Here is a 14,101-nt window from a genome sequence, read left to right on the forward strand (position 1 = left end):
ATGGTGAATCATGTGCTGAGACCCAAGGGGTTCCAGCCGGTTCAGTAGCGTCGGGTGGAGTAGGCGTTTGCGTACAATCTCGTCCCATGCGCGCCGGCAGCGTCGCGCGATGCTTGTAGCCGCCACGCTGGCAGCGCCGCTGCTTGCAGTCCCGGCCCCAGTCTCGGCCGAAGGCCTGTTCGACTTCCTCTTCGGCGGCATGCCGCAGCAGCGGCCGCAGCGCGAGGTGCCGCAGCAGGCAAACTCCTACGCCGATCCCTTCACCGGCCAGCAGAATGGGGCGACACCGCAATATGTGCCGCCAACCCGCTCGGCGGCGGCCGGCGGCTCGGGGCCGGCCTTCTGCGTGCGCAGCTGCGACGGCAAATATTTCCCGCTGATGCGCGGCCTCGTCTCACCGGCGCAGATGTGCCAGGCGTTCTGTCCTGCCAGCGCGACAAAAGTCTATTTCGGCTCCAGCATCGAGGGCGCTTATTCGCAGACCGGCGAGCGCTATGCAGACAGCGAGAACGCGTTCGCCTATCGCAAGGCGCTCCGCGCCGACTGCACCTGCAACGGCCGCGAGCCGGTCGGCCTGGCTCCGGTTGACCTTGCGCTGGATTCCTCGCTGAAGGCGGGCGACGTGATCGCCACCACCGACGGGCTCGTCGCCTATACCGGCATTCGCGTCGGCAACGACCAGGCTGCCGACTTCACCCCGGTTGCTTCCTATCCCGGCCTCACCGCCCAGGTCCGCGCGCGGCTTGGCGAGATGAAGGTGGCGCCGGTGCGCGCCGAGACGGTGTCGGCCGATGCGCCGGCCGCAGCCGAGATCGTGCGCGAGCCGCTGCCGGATGTGTCGGTGCCGAAGACCCAGAAGCCTGCCAAGCGGGCGGGATTGGATTAAAGGCCAATCTGTCACAACATCGTCATTGCGCTCGCAATGACGGCGGTTGCAGCGTCACCTTCCGATGATCACCCCGATCACGTTCGGCGCTGCCAGATATTTCTCCTCGATCGCCACCCGCGCAGCGGCGCGGTTTTCCGGGGTCAGGAGGCCGCGCTTCTCGGCCAGGATCATCCAGCAAAAGCCCCACCAGTCGGTCAGCATGCCCTGATCGCCGACGAGATCATAACCCTGCTCGGCCGCGAAGATGCGCGCATGCGCCTCGTCGAGCGTGTCGAGAAACAGATGGTCCTCCGTCGAGAACAGATCGTCGCTGATGTCGTCGATGGTGTAGCCCCAGATCGACTGGCACACTGCGTTGAACTCGCGGTCGAACTGGTCGTCATCGACGGCATGGCGCCGTGCCGCCTGATGCAGCCGCGACAGCGAGCGCGCGAAATCGGCGATCCGGGTGAGGGCAAACTGATCGAAGGCGATGGTGGACATCTAGTTCTCGCAAGGTCTGTCAGACGCTAGATATTGTGTCGGCAATGCGCCGAATCATAATGATATATCAAAGACTTGCTAAAGTGTTCTTAATTCGTTCACGGCACCGGCGCTGCCGGTCCAGGCGAATGCCGGGAATCGAAAGGGGCCGCCTCGCAGCGACCCCCTGCCGGTTACAATCTTGTTCGGGATGAGAAATTCCAGCCCCGGCAAGCGTGAGGTTAGAACCGGCGGCAGGCTTGTGCGATTCCGGAAAAGTACTGGCTGGAGTGCTGTCCTAATTTGGGCCCGGATCTCAATAACAGCGGGAGGCCGCGATGGCATGGACCCGGCGATCGCCGAGGAGATGGGCGACAAAGCCGTTCTTCGGGAAGATCTTTGCGAAGGCGGCGTCGCGGATGCTGAGGCCACCGGCATAGGCGCCGAACGCCGGCATCACGGCGCGCATCCCGTCGCTCGCAAAGCACCGGCGCTCCAGCGAGCGGCCGCGCGCGGAGACACGCGCCTTCGGGTGCAGATGACCGGCGATCTCGCCATCCGAGCCGGTCGGCTCGTGGCGGAAGGTGATCGGGCCGATCGCGACCTCGTCCGCGACGGTGCCGCCGAGATCGGGCGGCAACATGGGATCGTGATTGCCTGAGATCCATATCCAGTCGCGGCCGGCCTGGAGCGCGGCGACCGTGTCGCGGTCTTCCGCCGATAGGCGCCCATGCGCGCTGCGGTCGTGAAAACTGTCGCCCAGCGCAACGATGACTTGCGGATTGTGGCGGGAGATGACAGCAGCGAGCCGGCTCAGCGTCGCAATGGTATCGTAAGGCGGCAACAGCACGCCGCGCGTGGCAAAGCTCGAGCCCTTCTCCAAATGCAGGTCCGAGACGACGAGCAGGCGCTGCTCTTCCCAGAACAGCGCGCCGGAGAGATCGGCTTGGAGCGATACACCTGCGATATCGAGCGCAAGCGCCGAAGAGAGCGATAGCGCAACGTTGTCCGTCATGGCCGGGCGCGTCCCGGCCGTCCACGTTCTTGCCGCTGCAGGAAAGACGTGGATGCCCGGGTCAAGCCCGGGGGCGACATGGAGAGAGTTGGGCCGCGGAAAGACATTGCTGCAGCAGTTTACGACATCGCCTCTTTGACGAGTTCGTCGGCGGCTTCCGCCAACAGTTCGTCTGCAGCTTCGCCATAAACTGACTCGCGGCCGATTTCCAGCATCACGGGCACCGCCAGCGGGGAGACGCGGTCGAGTTCCCGGTGCGTGATGCGACCGTGGATGCGCATCAACATGTCGCTCAGTCGGCGCAGGTCGAGCAGACCGGTGGCGGCATCGGCCCGCGCGGCGCGCAAAAGCACGTGATCCGCCTGGTGCTTGCGCAACACGTCGTAGACGAGATCGGTCGAGAACAGCACCTGGCGGCGGCTCTTCTCCTCACCGGTGTGGCGGCGCGCGATCAAGCCGGAGATGATCGCGCAGTTGCGGAACGTGCGCTTCATCAGCGCTGATTCGGCGAGCCAGGCTTCCAGATCGTCGCCGAGCATGTCGGGGTCGAACAGCGCGTCGAGGTCGATCCTGCCGTCACGAATCATGAACGACATGTCGCCGAGCGCCCAGATCGCCACGGCATATTCGTTGGCGACGAAGCCGAGCGGCCGCGCACGGGCGCGCTCGAGGCGGCGCGTCAGCAGCATGCCGAGGGTCTGATGCGCAAGACGGCCCTCGAATGGATAGCAGACCAGGTAGTGCTTGTTGGCGCGCGGAAAGCTCTCGACCAGAAGCTCGCGCACCGCGGGCACGCGCGAGACGTCCTTCTGCAGTGACAGCCAGTCGCGCACCTGCTCCGGCAGGCCGCCCCATGCGCGGCCGTCGTCGAGCAGTCGGCGCACGCGCTCGGCAAGATAGGTCGAGAGCGGGAATTTGCCGCCCATATAGGACGGCACCTTCGGATCCTTGTCGTGTGCGCGCGAGACATAGACCTGATCCTCGACCAGTGTCTCGTAGCGCACCACCTCGCCCGAAAACACGAAGGTATCGCCGGGGCTCAGGCCCTCGATGAAGGCTTCCTCGATCTCGCCGAGCAGCCGGCCGCCACGCGCAATCACTCCAGTAGAACCTGCACCGCCGCCGCGGGAGCGCACCAGGCGCACCTTCAGCATGTCGTCCTCGACGATGGTGCCGACGTTCATCCGATAGCTCTGCCGCACCTTGGGATTGGCGACACGCCAATGCCCCTCCTTGTCCTGCTTGATGCGGGCGAAGCGCTCATAGGTCTTCAGCGCGTAACCGCCGGAGGCGACAAAATCGATGACGTCGTCGAAATCCTGCCGCGACAGGCCGGCGTAGGGCGCGGCTGTGCGCACCTCGGCATACAGTTTGTCAGAAAGGAACGGCTCGCCGCAGGCACAGCCCAGCACGTGCTGAGCCAGCACGTCGAGGGCACCGGTGCGCAAGGGAGGCGTATCCTGGGCGTTCTCGGCAATGGCGTCGATGGCGACGCGGCACTCCAGCACCTCGAATCGGTTGGCCGGCACCAGTACCGCGCGCGAGGCCTCGTCGAGGCGGTGGTTGGCGCGGCCGATGCGCTGCATCAGGCGCGAGGAGCCCTTGGGAGCACCGATATTGACGACGAGATCGACGTCACCCCAGTCGACACCGAGGTCGAGCGAGGAGGTGCAGACCACGCCGCGCAGCCGGCCCGCCGACATCGCGTCCTCGACCTTGCGGCGCTGCGCGACGTCGAGCGAGCCGTGATGCAGCGCGATGGCGAGGCCGTCGTCGTTCATGCTCCAGAGATTCTGGAACAGCATTTCGGCCTGGCTGCGGGTATTGACGAAGACAAGCGTGGTCTTGTTCGCCTTGATCAGCTCGTAGATCTCGGGAAGCGCGTGGCGCGCGCTGTGGCCGGCCCAGGGCAGCCGCTCGCGGGTATCGAGCATCTCGACCACGGGCGGCGCAGCGCCGCCGGCGACGACGATGTCGGCCGCGGCTTCCGTGCCGTCGGGCTGCGGTACCAGGAAGCGCGCAAGCTGATCCGGCTCGGCCACGGTCGCCGACAGGCCGATCGCGCGCATCTGCGGCGCAAGACGCCACAGTCGGGCCAGCCCGAGCGAGAGCAGATCGCCGCGCTTGGACGTCACCAGCGCATGCAGCTCGTCGAGCACGATGCGCTTCAGCGAGGAAAACAGGAACGGCGCATCGTCCGAGGAGAGCAACAGCGCGAGCTGCTCGGGCGTCGTCAGCAGAACATCCGGCGGATATCGCCGCTGCCGCTGGCGCCGCGACACCGGCGTGTCGCCGGTGCGGGTCTCGACCTTGATCGGCAGGCCCATCTCGGCGATGGGACGCTCGAGGTTGCGCGCGATGTCGACGGCGAGCGCCTTGAGGGGCGAGATGTACAGCGTGTGCAAGCCGCCGGTCCGTTGCAGGCCGCGGCCGGTGGAGACGAGGCTTTGCTTCGTGCTTGCCTCGCGTTCGATGGGATCGATCGACAGCTCCACCAACGTCGGCAGAAATCCGGCCAGCGTCTTGCCCGCGCCGGTCGGCGCGATCAGCAGCGCGCTGGCATCCTCGCGCGCCTTCTCGAGCAGCGCCAATTGATGTGCGCGCGGCGACCAGCCGCGGGCTGCAAACCATCGCTGGAAGCGATCGGGCAGAAGGGCAGGCGTCTCGACCGATTTTTGTAGAATCCGGGGCGGCACGGCATGACAGGTAAGCCGTGAGGATGGCTTCGTCGAGGGGCTGCGCCCTCCCCGGCTTCACAAGAAGACCCAGAGCTCTCACACCTCCGCCGGCACCTGGTCCAGGAATCCGATCACGCTCTTGATCCGCCCGTCCCTCAGCACCGCGAAATCAGTGCCTTTGATCGGGCTGTCGGCGCCGTCAGGACCAAGTCCCCACGAAAAGCGGATGTGATCGCCGTAGCCGTTGGGTTCGCCGATCAGCTTGAACTTGAAATCGGGGAAGCGCTGCTGCACGCCTGCGATCAGCGCCTCGATGCCGTCCCGGCCGTCACCCTTCATGACGGGATCGACATAGCTGGCATCCGCCGTCCAGGTTTCGCTCAGCAGCTCGCGGCGGCGGCTCGCCATGCGCTCGTTCCAGACATCGATATAGCAAAGGGCGATGGCGGTGTGGTCGGTCATGTTGCTCTCCTTCGATGAAGCCGTCTCCGGCTGACCGTCACTATCGAAGGTTTGCGCACCGGGATCGATTACCTCGGACGTCATCGATGCGCGAAAAAAGAAGCGCGATGATGGGTCTCATCGCGCTTCATTTCGGATCGTCGGCGAAAATCACTTCGCCGCGGTGACCATGATCTCGACCGTGTATTGCGGCGCCGCCAGCTTGGCTTCGACGGTGGCGCGCGCCGGCGTGTTGCCGGGCGAGACCCAGGCGTCCCACACCGCGTTCATCTCGCCGAAGGTCTTCATGTCGGTGATGTAGATCGTTGCCGAGAGCAGCTTCGACTTGTCGGTGCCGGCCTTGGCGAGGTGGGCGTCGATGGTCGCCAGGATATCCTGGGTCTGCTTCGTCACGCTCTCGCCGGCCGCCTTGTTGGCGACGACGCCGGCGAGATAGACGGTGTTGCCGTGCACGACGACCTGGCTCATGCGCGGGCCGGTTTCGAAACGCTGAATGCTCATTGGGGGTCTCCTGGTGAAATGGCGGCTCTGTCTAGCCCAGCACCTCGCACTCCGCCACCCCGGGGCGCGCATGCGCCGCCGGGCCCGCATGTGTCGCCTGCGACGGACGGAGTCTCGGCCGATTGCGTCGCCTCAGGGAAAACTGCTGAAGAACGTCCAGATCGTCTCGGCACCGTCGATGTCGATGTTCTGCGGCCCCAGCAGGCCGGCTGCGATCTTCGGAAAGCGGGCATCCGGAACAAATCCGGGCACGCGGTGGCCGCCACTATTGACGCGATAGAGCACCACGTCGTGTCCTTGGGGGCAACGCGAGGAGATCCGCGTCACCGTGGAATGGTCTGCGGGCGCCCTGTCGGGCAAATCGGTCGTCTCCGCGTCTTCAACCTCGCAGCCATTGAGCCTGCGCCAGAACGCCAGCGTCTCGTCGGTCGACCAGAATCCATCCGCGGCGAAATAGCTCGTTCCGCGTCCACCGGCGTAGGGGACCAGCAGGTCGGCGGTGCCGTTCATGAGCAGCATCGGGAGCGGCCGCGACGGATGGCACGTGACGGCGGCCTCGTCGGTGAGATTCATGATCACACTCGCAGCTGCCGCAAACAGATCGGCGCGCGCGCAGGCCATGGTCATTGCCATGGCGCCGCCGTTGGAGACGCCCGCGATGAAGACGCGCTTTGCGTCAGCCGTGCCGTCGGCCACCAGCTTGTCGACGATTTTCGCGATGAACGCGACGTCGTCGGTACCCGCTGGCGGTCCGCGCAGGGCAGGCCCGGCCTTCGTTCGCGCGTCTGCCCACGCATTGTTGAGCCCGTCCGGAAAGACCACAGCAAGGCCCTCGCGCTTCGCAACCTGAGGCCAGGTCGTCCGCGCGATCATGTCGGCACCGCGCCGGGACTTGCCATGCAGCACGACCACGAGCGGTACCAGCCTCTTGCCCGGCAGCTGCGCCGTGTAGGAGCGCTTCACGCCGTTGACGTCGATCGTCTCGGCGGATGCAGCCGAGGCGGCGATCAACGCCGCAAGAAACACCCCAACCTGCATCCGTCGTCCCACGATCTAACCCACCGCTTTCGACGCGGCGCGGCCCGCCTTGCGGCCCGAGAACAGACACCCGCCAAGAAAAGTGCCTTCCAGCGAGCGATAGCCATGCATGCCGCCGCCGCCGAAGCCGGCGGCTTCGCCGACGGCATAGAGGCCGGGGATCACGCTGCCCTCTTCGCCGAACACGCGCGAATCGAGATCGGTCTCGAAGCCGCCCAGCGTCTTGCGGGTGAGGATGTTGAGCTTCACCGCGATCAGCGGCCCATGCGCAGGATCCAGGATGCGGTGCGGGGGAGCGGTGCGGATCAGCCTGTCGCCGATATAGCGGCGCGCATTGTGGATGTTCATCACTTGCGCGTCCTTGACGTAGGGGTTGGCGATCTCGCGGTCACGCGCCTCGATCTGCATCTTGATGTGCTCGAGCTTGAGGAGATCGCTGCCGGCGAGCTTGTTCATGGCCGCAACGAGTTCGTCGAGCTTGTCGCGCACGATGAAGTCGACACCATGGCTTTTGAACGCCTCCACCGGAGCCGGCGCCCCCTTGTTGGTGGCGCGGCGCAACGTCATGCGCCAGCTCTTGCCCGTGAGGTCGGGATTCTGCTCCGAGCCCGACAGTGCAAACTCCTTCTTGATGATGCTCTGGGTCAGGATGAACCAGGAATAGTCATAGCCGGTGGACATGATGTATTTGAGCTGGCCGAGCGTGTCGGACCCCGGGAGCAGCGGCGCCGGCAGCCGCTTGCCTGTGGCGTCGAACCACATTGAGGAGGGGCCGGGCAGGATCCGGATACCATGGCGCGGCCAGATCGGCGACCAGTTCTGGATGCCCTCGACGTAATGCCACATGCGATCGCGATTAATCAGCCGCGCGCCCGATTTTTCCGTAATGCCGATCATGCGGCCGTCAACATGCTCGGGCACGCCGGAGATCATGAATTTCGGGGGATCGCCGAGCCGCTTCGGCCAGTTCTGCCGGACCAGTTCGTGGTTGCCGCCGATGCCGCCGGAGGCGACGATCACGGCCTGCGCCTTCAGGGCAAACTCGCCGGTCGCGTTGCGGGAGGAACTCTTACCACGGTCGATAGGGTCCGGAGCGAGGACGGTGCCGCTGACGCCATCCACAGTGCCGTTGGTAATGGACAGTGCGTCGACGCGATGGCGGAATCTGAAGAGCAACCGGCCGCTGTTCATTGCCTCGCGCGCGCGGCGCGCGAACGGCTCGACGATGCCGGGCCCGGTTCCCCAGGTGACGTGAAAGCGCGGCACCGAATTGCCATGGCCCATCGCGTCGTAGCCGCCGCGTTCGGCCCATCCGACCACGGGGAAGATGCGATGGCCCATGGCCCGCAGCCAGTCACGCTTCTCGCCTGCTGCGAACGCCACATAGGCCTCGGCCCATTTGCGCGGCCAGAAGTCCTCGTCGCGGTCGAAGCCGGCCGTGCCGAGCCAATCCTGCATCGCGAGCTCGATCGAGTCTTTGATGCCGAGCCGGCGCTGCTCCGGCGAATCGACCAGGAACAATCCGCCGAACGACCAGAACGCCTGGCCGCCGATCGACTGCTCGCCTTCCTGGTCCACAACGATCACGCGCTTGCCCGCATCCGCAATCTCGGTCGCGGCGACGAGGCCCGACAGTCCCGCGCCAACGACGATGACATCAGTCTCTTCAGCCATCCGTGTTTTCCCCTCCACGAGTTCCCCCTGTAATTGCCCGGATTGAAGCCAGCGGTTGTAGCTGAGATCAAGGGTTGGCGCGGTAAGACCTCGTTAACTTGTTCCACTTTGGGATTGAGACCGCCGGAGTGCAGCGCGAACGCAACACTGGATTTGAATTTCTTTTGAGTCAGCCCGCCTGCCTAGACAAAACCTTGGTTACGACGGACGCTGGCTGCGCATCACCACCTGACACGCAGATTCGAATACGACTGGGGCGGGGGACAATGAAGTTTCTGACGGGGTTGCTTGCGTCGGTTCTCCTGATGGCGGGCATGGGGGCTTCTCACGCAGTGGTTCGTATCGCGGACGACCGCGGCGGCCGGATCGGAACCTACGTCGACAAATACCAGGACCTCAGGCAATCGGGCGAAACCGTCATCATCGACGGCCTTTGCGCCTCCGCTTGCACCATTGTCCTTGGCGCCATCCCGCACGACCGCATCTGCGTGACCTCGCATGCGACGCTCGGCTTCCACGCTGCCTGGGATTTCGGCGCCAACGGCCGCGCCGTCACCAATCCCGAAGCAACGCAGATGCTGTATGCGATGTATCCCTCTCAGGTGAGGCGGTGGATCGGCCAGCGGGGCGGGCTCACTCATCGCATGCTTTTCCTGAAGGGCAAGCAGCTCGAGGCCATGTACAAGCCCTGCTACCTGGACGCGCAGGCCTCGACGGCCAAGCCGTCGCGCCGGTCGCTGCCACAGACGGAGCCACTTGAATCCGCTCGGGGCCAGCTCCTCCGCTGATCCTCGCAGCCTGACGGGTTGTTTTACGCCCAAGCGGCGGCTTGCCCGCAGGCTGCGCAGAGCCTATCTGAGAGCCAGGGAACCGGGGCCTTCGTCCCGCTCGTTGTCATGGCTCAACCACTGCATCCAGCGCATCGGCTATCGGACAATTCGCCCAATCCCGGCCGGATGCCATCCGTGCTGGTCTGGGGCGGCACGGCCGTTGGCGGTCTTGTGGTGATCGGTGCGCTGGCACTTTGGTTCCACTATGGCAGCCACGTGTTCTTCGAAATGATCAGGACTGGCCTTGCCGCCTGTTTCTGAGCTGCGACAGGAAGTTATCCGCCCATGAGCTCCGCCACCCGTGCGCTGGTGATTGCGACCGCCTTCGCCGCAAGCCTGATTGTCGGGCTCCTGATCATGTTCTGGGCGATGGGCGGGGTCGGCAAAATGGCGCAACCGGCCGCGATCGGCGGCCCATTCCAGCTGACCGACCAGAACGGCAAGGCCGTGACCGACAAGAGCCTGAAAGGCAAGCCGACCCTGATCTTCTTCGGCTACACCCATTGCCCCGACGTCTGCCCAACCTCGTTGTTCGAAATCTCGGAAGTGCTGCGCGTCATGGGCAAGGATGCCGACAAGATCAACGCCGTCTTCATCTCGGTCGATCCCGAGCGCGATAAGCCTGCAACGATGAAGGATTATCTTTCGAGCTTCGATCCCCACCTCCAGGGCCTGTCCGGCGATCCAGCCGAGACCGCCAAGGTCATCAGCTCCTACCGGGTCTACGCCAAGAAGGTCCCGACCAAGGACGGCGACTACACTATGGACCACACCGCGCTGATCTATCTGATGGACCGCGAGGGGAGGTTCGTGTCTCCGTTCAATCTGAAGCGGACGCCCGAGGAAGCCGCGGCGGATTTGAAGAAGTATCTCTGATCCAGCCGTCACGGCCGGGCTTGCCATCCACGGCTCGGCGCGCGCAGAACGTGGGTGCCCGGGACAAGGCCGGCCTAACGATCCAGCCCATAATCGGCACTCGCGTTCCCGCTGGGATGGTCTATAAGCCCTCCGATCCCAACGAAGTTCGTTCATTCCCGGCCGATGGCACCATCGCAACAGGCGAAATCGTCCAAATCTGCCCGTGGCTTGCTGACCGGGCTGGCCGTGGCCGCATGCTTGCTCGCGAGCCTGCCTGCCGCCGAGGCCCAGGCGCCCGCCAAGCGGCCTCCAGCCGCGCCGCAAGCCGCGCCCCAAGCAGCCCCGCAGGCCGTGCCCGGCTTCTGGGACCCGCGCCGACGACCGGAGCGGCCGGACCTGTCGCGCCTCACCGTCATCCGATTCCTGACGGAGACCGACTATCCGCCATTCAATTTCACCGGTGCCGACGGCAATCCGGCCGGCTTCAATGTCGATTTCGCCCGCGCGCTTTGCGAGGAGATCAAGGTCACCTGCACCGTCCAGATGCGCCGCTTCGAGACGCTGGTCGATGCCCTCACCTCCAACCGGGGCGATGCCATCATCGCCTCGATGGCGGTGAGCCCGCAGCTCCGCGCCCGCGTCGATTTCACCGATCCCTATTACCGCGTGCCGGCGCGCTTCGTCTCGCGCAAGGATGCCGTGATGCCGGAGATCCGGCCCGAATATCTCGAGGGCAAGAAGGTCGGCGTGATCGCGGGCTCGGCGCATGAGGCTTATCTCAAGGCGATGTTCACCGACGCCGAGTTGCACGCCTATCCCGGCGACGACGCGGTGCGCGCAGCTTTGCGCAGGGGCGAGGTCGATTTCATCTTCGGCGACGCCATCTCGCTCGCATTCTGGATCAACGGTACGGATTCCGGCGATTGCTGCGCCTTCTCCGGCGGCCCCTTCGTCGAGAGCCGTTTCTTCGGCGAGGGCATCGGCATTGCCGTGCGCAAGGGCAACGACGTGCTGCGTCAGGCCCTCAACTGGGCGATGTTCCGCGTCTGGGAGAAAGGCCGCTATACCGATCTGTGGCTACGCTATTTCTCGGTGAGCCCGTTCTAAGGCGAACGCCTCTCCCTCCGTCGTCGTTGCGAGGAGCGCAGCGACGAAGCAATCCAGACTGTTTCCGCGGAAAGATTCCGGATTGCTTCGCGGAGCCTGTCATCGGGCCGCGCTCTGCGCGGACCCGTTGGCTCGCAACGACGGTGCGAGAGGCAACACCGCTCACAAAATTGCATTTGGCCCGGAAATCGCTATTTTCCGCGGCCCGGAGGCCCCTGATGTCCGTTATCGATCTCGCCGCGAACCCGAGCGACTTGCGTGCGCTCGCCGAACAATCCAACGCCTGGCCGTTCGAGCAGGCGAAGGCCATTGTCGCGCGGCTGAAGAAAAGCCCGAAGGACGAGGTGCTGTTCGAAACAGGCTACGGTCCCTCCGGCCTGCCGCATATCGGCACGTTCGGCGAGGTCGCGCGGACCTCGATGGTGCGCCATGCCTTCCGCGTGCTGACCGAGGACAAGGTCAAGACGCGCCTGCTCGCCTTCTCGGACGACATGGACGGCCTGCGCAAGGTGCCCGACAACGTGCAGAACCGGGCGCCGCTGGAAGCCAATCTCGGCAAGCCGCTGACGCGCGTGCCCGATCCCTTCGGTACGCATGACAGCTTCGGCGCGCACAACAATGCGCGCCTGCGCGCCTTCCTGGATCATTTCGGCTTCGACTACGAATTCGCGAGCTCGACCGACTATTATACGTCAGGCCGCTTCGATGCGACGCTGCTGAAGATGCTCGCGGCCTACGACAAGATCATGGCGATCATCCTGCCGACGCTGGGGCCCGACCGGCGCGCCACCTATTCGCCGTTCCTGCCGATCAGCAAGACCACAGGTGTCGTGCTGCAGGTGCCAATGATCCGTCGCGACGTCGCGGCCGGCACCGTGACCTATGTCGACCCCGATACGAACCAGGAAGTCGAGACTCCCGTCACCGGCGGCAACGTCAAGTGCCAGTGGAAGGCCGACTGGGCGATGCGATGGGTCGCGCTCGGCGTCGACTACGAGATGGCAGGCAAGGACCTGATCGACTCGGTGAAGCTGTCCGGCGCAATCGCCAGGGCGCTCGGCGGCACGCCGCCCGAAGGCTTCAACTACGAGCTCTTCCTCGATGAGAAGGGCCAGAAGATCTCGAAGTCGAAGGGCAACGGCCTGACCATCGACGAATGGCTGCGCTACGCCTCGCCGGAATCGCTGTCGCTGTTCATGTACCGCGAGCCGAAGGCGGCCAAGCGGCTGTATTTCGACGTCATCCCGCGCAATGTCGACGACTATCAGCAATTCATCGACGGTTTTGCCAAGCAGGATGCCAAGCAGCAGCTCGGCAATCCGGTCTGGCACATCCACAACGGCAGGCCACCGAAGGGCGACATGCCCGTCACCTTCCAGCTGCTGCTGACGCTGGTGTCGTCGTCGAATGCGGAGAATGCCGAGACGCTGTGGGGCTTCATCGGTCGCTATCGACCCGGCGTGAGCCCGCAGACGCATCCGAAGCTCGATGCGATGGTGGGTTATGCCATCAACTATTATCGCGACTTCGTCGCGCCGACGAAGCAGTTTCGTGTGCCCACGGATACCGAGCGCGCCGCGCTGCAGGATCTGCGCGATGCACTGTCGCAGCTCGCGCCAAACGCATCCGCCGAGGACATCCAGAACGTCGTCTACGAGGTCGGCCGCCGCGAGCCGTTTCTCGACCAGGTCAAGAAGGGCAAGGACGGCCGTCCGGGCGTCACGCTGGACTGGTTCAACATGCTCTACCAGGTCCTGCTCGGCCAGGAGAAAGGGCCGCGCTTCGGCTCGTTCGTCGCGGTGTACGGCATTCAGAACGCGATCAACATGATCGACGGCGCGCTGGCAAGGAGCGCGTGAGCGGCGCAATCACTGGCTCGCCCAGAGGATCCGCGCAATCCAGGCGACATCGCTCGACGCGACCCTTCGCGCCGCCTGCGACGCATCGAAGGGCGCCAAGTCCAGGGCCTTTGCCGTGCGCCGCTTCAGGGTCGCGATCGTGATCTCGCCCGTCTTGATCTTTACCACCACGCGATCACCCTTGCGGATCGGCGCCGCAGGCGAGACCAGGATGATGTCGCCGTTGCGATAAGCAGGCAGTAGCGCTGCGCCGGAAATCTCCAGCGCAAAGACCTGACCGTCCTCGGCGATCGGAAGCGCGATCTCGGTCCAGCCCCTGCCGGATGGAAGGCCGGCCCCATCGAAGGCCCCGCCGGTCCCGGCCTGCGCGAGGCCGAGCAGCGGCACCGAGCCGCGGTCGCTTACACCGCCGTCATCGATCAGCTTCGCAAAGCTGTCGATCGAGGCGTCGGCCGCGGCCAGCGCCTTTGCGATCGATTCTGTCGATGGCCAGCGCTCGCGGCCATCGACAGTGACACGTTTGGACCTGTTGAACGTGGTGGGGTCGAGCCCGGCACGCTTGGCAAGGCCGGACGGCGACAGCCCGGCGCGCGCCGCCAGCCGATCCAGCGCGGCCCAGATCTGGTGGTGAGTCAGCATCCTCTGTGCTTTGGCCTGCCTGACCATGGAAGGTCCAGCCCGTCGCAACTCAGGAAAACTGTCCTCAAATCAACCGGTTTTCCGTTTTT

The 14,101-nt window shown here is 64.9% G+C and carries 14 protein-coding genes; 6 read left to right on the forward strand and 8 right to left on the reverse strand.

What is annotated here, in order from left to right; translation table 11 throughout:
- Positions 1–109: 109 nt before the first annotated feature.
- A complete protein-coding gene (locus ASG57_RS25070; RefSeq protein ID WP_057197932.1) occupies positions 110–886 on the forward strand; it encodes a DUF2865 domain-containing protein in 777 nt (258 codons plus the stop codon).
- A 54-nt stretch (positions 887–940) separates the two neighbouring features.
- Here the strand turns inward: ASG57_RS25070 and ASG57_RS25075 are convergent, their stop codons facing one another.
- From ASG57_RS25075 to ASG57_RS25105, 7 genes are all read right to left on the reverse strand, one after another.
- Positions 941–1,372 carry a hypothetical protein gene (locus ASG57_RS25075; protein ID WP_057197934.1) on the reverse strand — a complete coding sequence of 144 codons (432 nt, stop codon included), beginning with the start codon at positions 1,370–1,372 and terminating at the stop codon, positions 941–943.
- A gap of 295 nt (positions 1,373–1,667) precedes the next feature.
- On the reverse strand, positions 1,668–2,366 hold the full coding sequence (gene pdeM / locus ASG57_RS25080; protein WP_024337144.1) for a ligase-associated DNA damage response endonuclease PdeM: 699 nt from the start codon (positions 2,364–2,366) through the stop codon (positions 1,668–1,670).
- A 119-nt stretch (positions 2,367–2,485) separates the two neighbouring features.
- Positions 2,486–5,062 (reverse strand): ligase-associated DNA damage response DEXH box helicase, encoded by a 2,577-nt coding sequence (locus ASG57_RS25085; protein ID WP_024337143.1) that lies wholly within the window; start codon positions 5,060–5,062, stop codon positions 2,486–2,488.
- A gap of 78 nt (positions 5,063–5,140) precedes the next feature.
- Positions 5,141–5,506 (reverse strand): nuclear transport factor 2 family protein, encoded by a 366-nt coding sequence (locus ASG57_RS25090; RefSeq protein ID WP_024337142.1) that lies wholly within the window; start codon positions 5,504–5,506, stop codon positions 5,141–5,143.
- Between the two features lie 150 nt (positions 5,507–5,656).
- On the reverse strand, positions 5,657–6,007 hold the full coding sequence (locus ASG57_RS25095) for a RidA family protein (RefSeq protein WP_024337141.1): 351 nt from the start codon (positions 6,005–6,007) through the stop codon (positions 5,657–5,659).
- A 132-nt stretch (positions 6,008–6,139) separates the two neighbouring features.
- Positions 6,140–7,045 (reverse strand): CE1 family esterase, encoded by a 906-nt coding sequence (locus ASG57_RS25100; protein WP_029673855.1) that lies wholly within the window; start codon positions 7,043–7,045, stop codon positions 6,140–6,142.
- 15 nt (positions 7,046–7,060) lie between these two features.
- A complete protein-coding gene (locus ASG57_RS25105) occupies positions 7,061–8,719 on the reverse strand; it encodes an FAD-binding dehydrogenase (RefSeq protein WP_057197936.1) in 1,659 nt (552 codons plus the stop codon).
- 266 nt (positions 8,720–8,985) lie between these two features.
- Between ASG57_RS25105 and ASG57_RS25110 the strand changes: the two genes are divergently transcribed.
- The 5 genes from ASG57_RS25110 (at position 8,986) to ASG57_RS25130 (ending at position 13,373) form a co-directional block, all read left to right on the forward strand.
- Positions 8,986–9,507 (forward strand): Clp protease/crotonase-like domain-containing protein, encoded by a 522-nt coding sequence (locus ASG57_RS25110; RefSeq protein WP_057197938.1) that lies wholly within the window; start codon positions 8,986–8,988, stop codon positions 9,505–9,507.
- A 108-nt stretch (positions 9,508–9,615) separates the two neighbouring features.
- Positions 9,616–9,810, forward strand: coding sequence for a hypothetical protein (locus ASG57_RS25115; protein WP_024337137.1), 195 nt, complete (start codon positions 9,616–9,618; stop codon positions 9,808–9,810).
- A gap of 24 nt (positions 9,811–9,834) precedes the next feature.
- Positions 9,835–10,425, forward strand: a complete 591-nt coding sequence (locus ASG57_RS25120) for an SCO family protein (protein WP_024337136.1) — start codon at positions 9,835–9,837, stop codon at positions 10,423–10,425.
- A 165-nt stretch (positions 10,426–10,590) separates the two neighbouring features.
- Complete coding sequence (locus ASG57_RS25125; RefSeq protein ID WP_024337135.1) at positions 10,591–11,514, forward strand: transporter substrate-binding domain-containing protein; 924 nt, start codon at positions 10,591–10,593, stop codon at positions 11,512–11,514.
- Between the two features lie 218 nt (positions 11,515–11,732).
- The gene (locus ASG57_RS25130; protein WP_024337134.1) at positions 11,733–13,373 is read left to right on the forward strand and encodes a lysine--tRNA ligase; all 1,641 of its coding nucleotides are present in this window, start codon (positions 11,733–11,735) and stop codon (positions 13,371–13,373) included.
- Between the two features lie 9 nt (positions 13,374–13,382).
- Here ASG57_RS25130 and ASG57_RS25135 read toward each other — a convergent pair whose 3' ends face one another.
- Positions 13,383–14,039, reverse strand: coding sequence for a S24 family peptidase (locus ASG57_RS25135; protein WP_024337133.1), 657 nt, complete (start codon positions 14,037–14,039; stop codon positions 13,383–13,385).
- Positions 14,040–14,101: the final 62 nt, after the last annotated feature.

Origin of the sequence: Bradyrhizobium sp. Leaf396, assembly GCF_001424605.1 — a bacterium.
Lineage (GTDB): Bacteria > Pseudomonadota > Alphaproteobacteria > Rhizobiales > Xanthobacteraceae > Bradyrhizobium > Bradyrhizobium japonicum_C.

Excerpts from the sequence above, each read along its gene's own strand:
- ASG57_RS25070 (WP_057197932.1), top strand. The coding sequence starts at position 110 with ATGCTTGTAGCCGCCACGCTGGCAGCGCCGCTGCTTGCAGTCCCGGCC.
- ASG57_RS25075 (WP_057197934.1), bottom strand. The coding sequence starts at position 1,372 with ATGTCCACCATCGCCTTCGATCAGTTTGCCCTCACCCGGATCGCCGAT.
- pdeM (WP_024337144.1), bottom strand. The coding sequence starts at position 2,366 with ATGACGGACAACGTTGCGCTATCGCTCTCTTCGGCGCTTGCGCTCGAT.
- ASG57_RS25090 (WP_024337142.1), bottom strand. The coding sequence starts at position 5,506 with ATGACCGACCACACCGCCATCGCCCTTTGCTATATCGATGTCTGGAAC.
- ASG57_RS25095 (WP_024337141.1), bottom strand. The coding sequence starts at position 6,007 with ATGAGCATTCAGCGTTTCGAAACCGGCCCGCGCATGAGCCAGGTCGTC.
- ASG57_RS25100 (WP_029673855.1), bottom strand. The coding sequence starts at position 7,045 with ATGCAGGTTGGGGTGTTTCTTGCGGCGTTGATCGCCGCCTCGGCTGCA.
- ASG57_RS25105 (WP_057197936.1), bottom strand. The coding sequence starts at position 8,719 with ATGGCTGAAGAGACTGATGTCATCGTCGTTGGCGCGGGACTGTCGGGC.
- ASG57_RS25110 (WP_057197938.1), top strand. The coding sequence starts at position 8,986 with ATGAAGTTTCTGACGGGGTTGCTTGCGTCGGTTCTCCTGATGGCGGGC.
- ASG57_RS25115 (WP_024337137.1), top strand. The coding sequence starts at position 9,616 with ATGGCTCAACCACTGCATCCAGCGCATCGGCTATCGGACAATTCGCCC.
- ASG57_RS25120 (WP_024337136.1), top strand. The coding sequence starts at position 9,835 with ATGAGCTCCGCCACCCGTGCGCTGGTGATTGCGACCGCCTTCGCCGCA.
- ASG57_RS25125 (WP_024337135.1), top strand. The coding sequence starts at position 10,591 with ATGGCACCATCGCAACAGGCGAAATCGTCCAAATCTGCCCGTGGCTTG.
- ASG57_RS25130 (WP_024337134.1), top strand. The coding sequence starts at position 11,733 with ATGTCCGTTATCGATCTCGCCGCGAACCCGAGCGACTTGCGTGCGCTC.
- ASG57_RS25135 (WP_024337133.1), bottom strand. The coding sequence starts at position 14,039 with ATGGTCAGGCAGGCCAAAGCACAGAGGATGCTGACTCACCACCAGATC.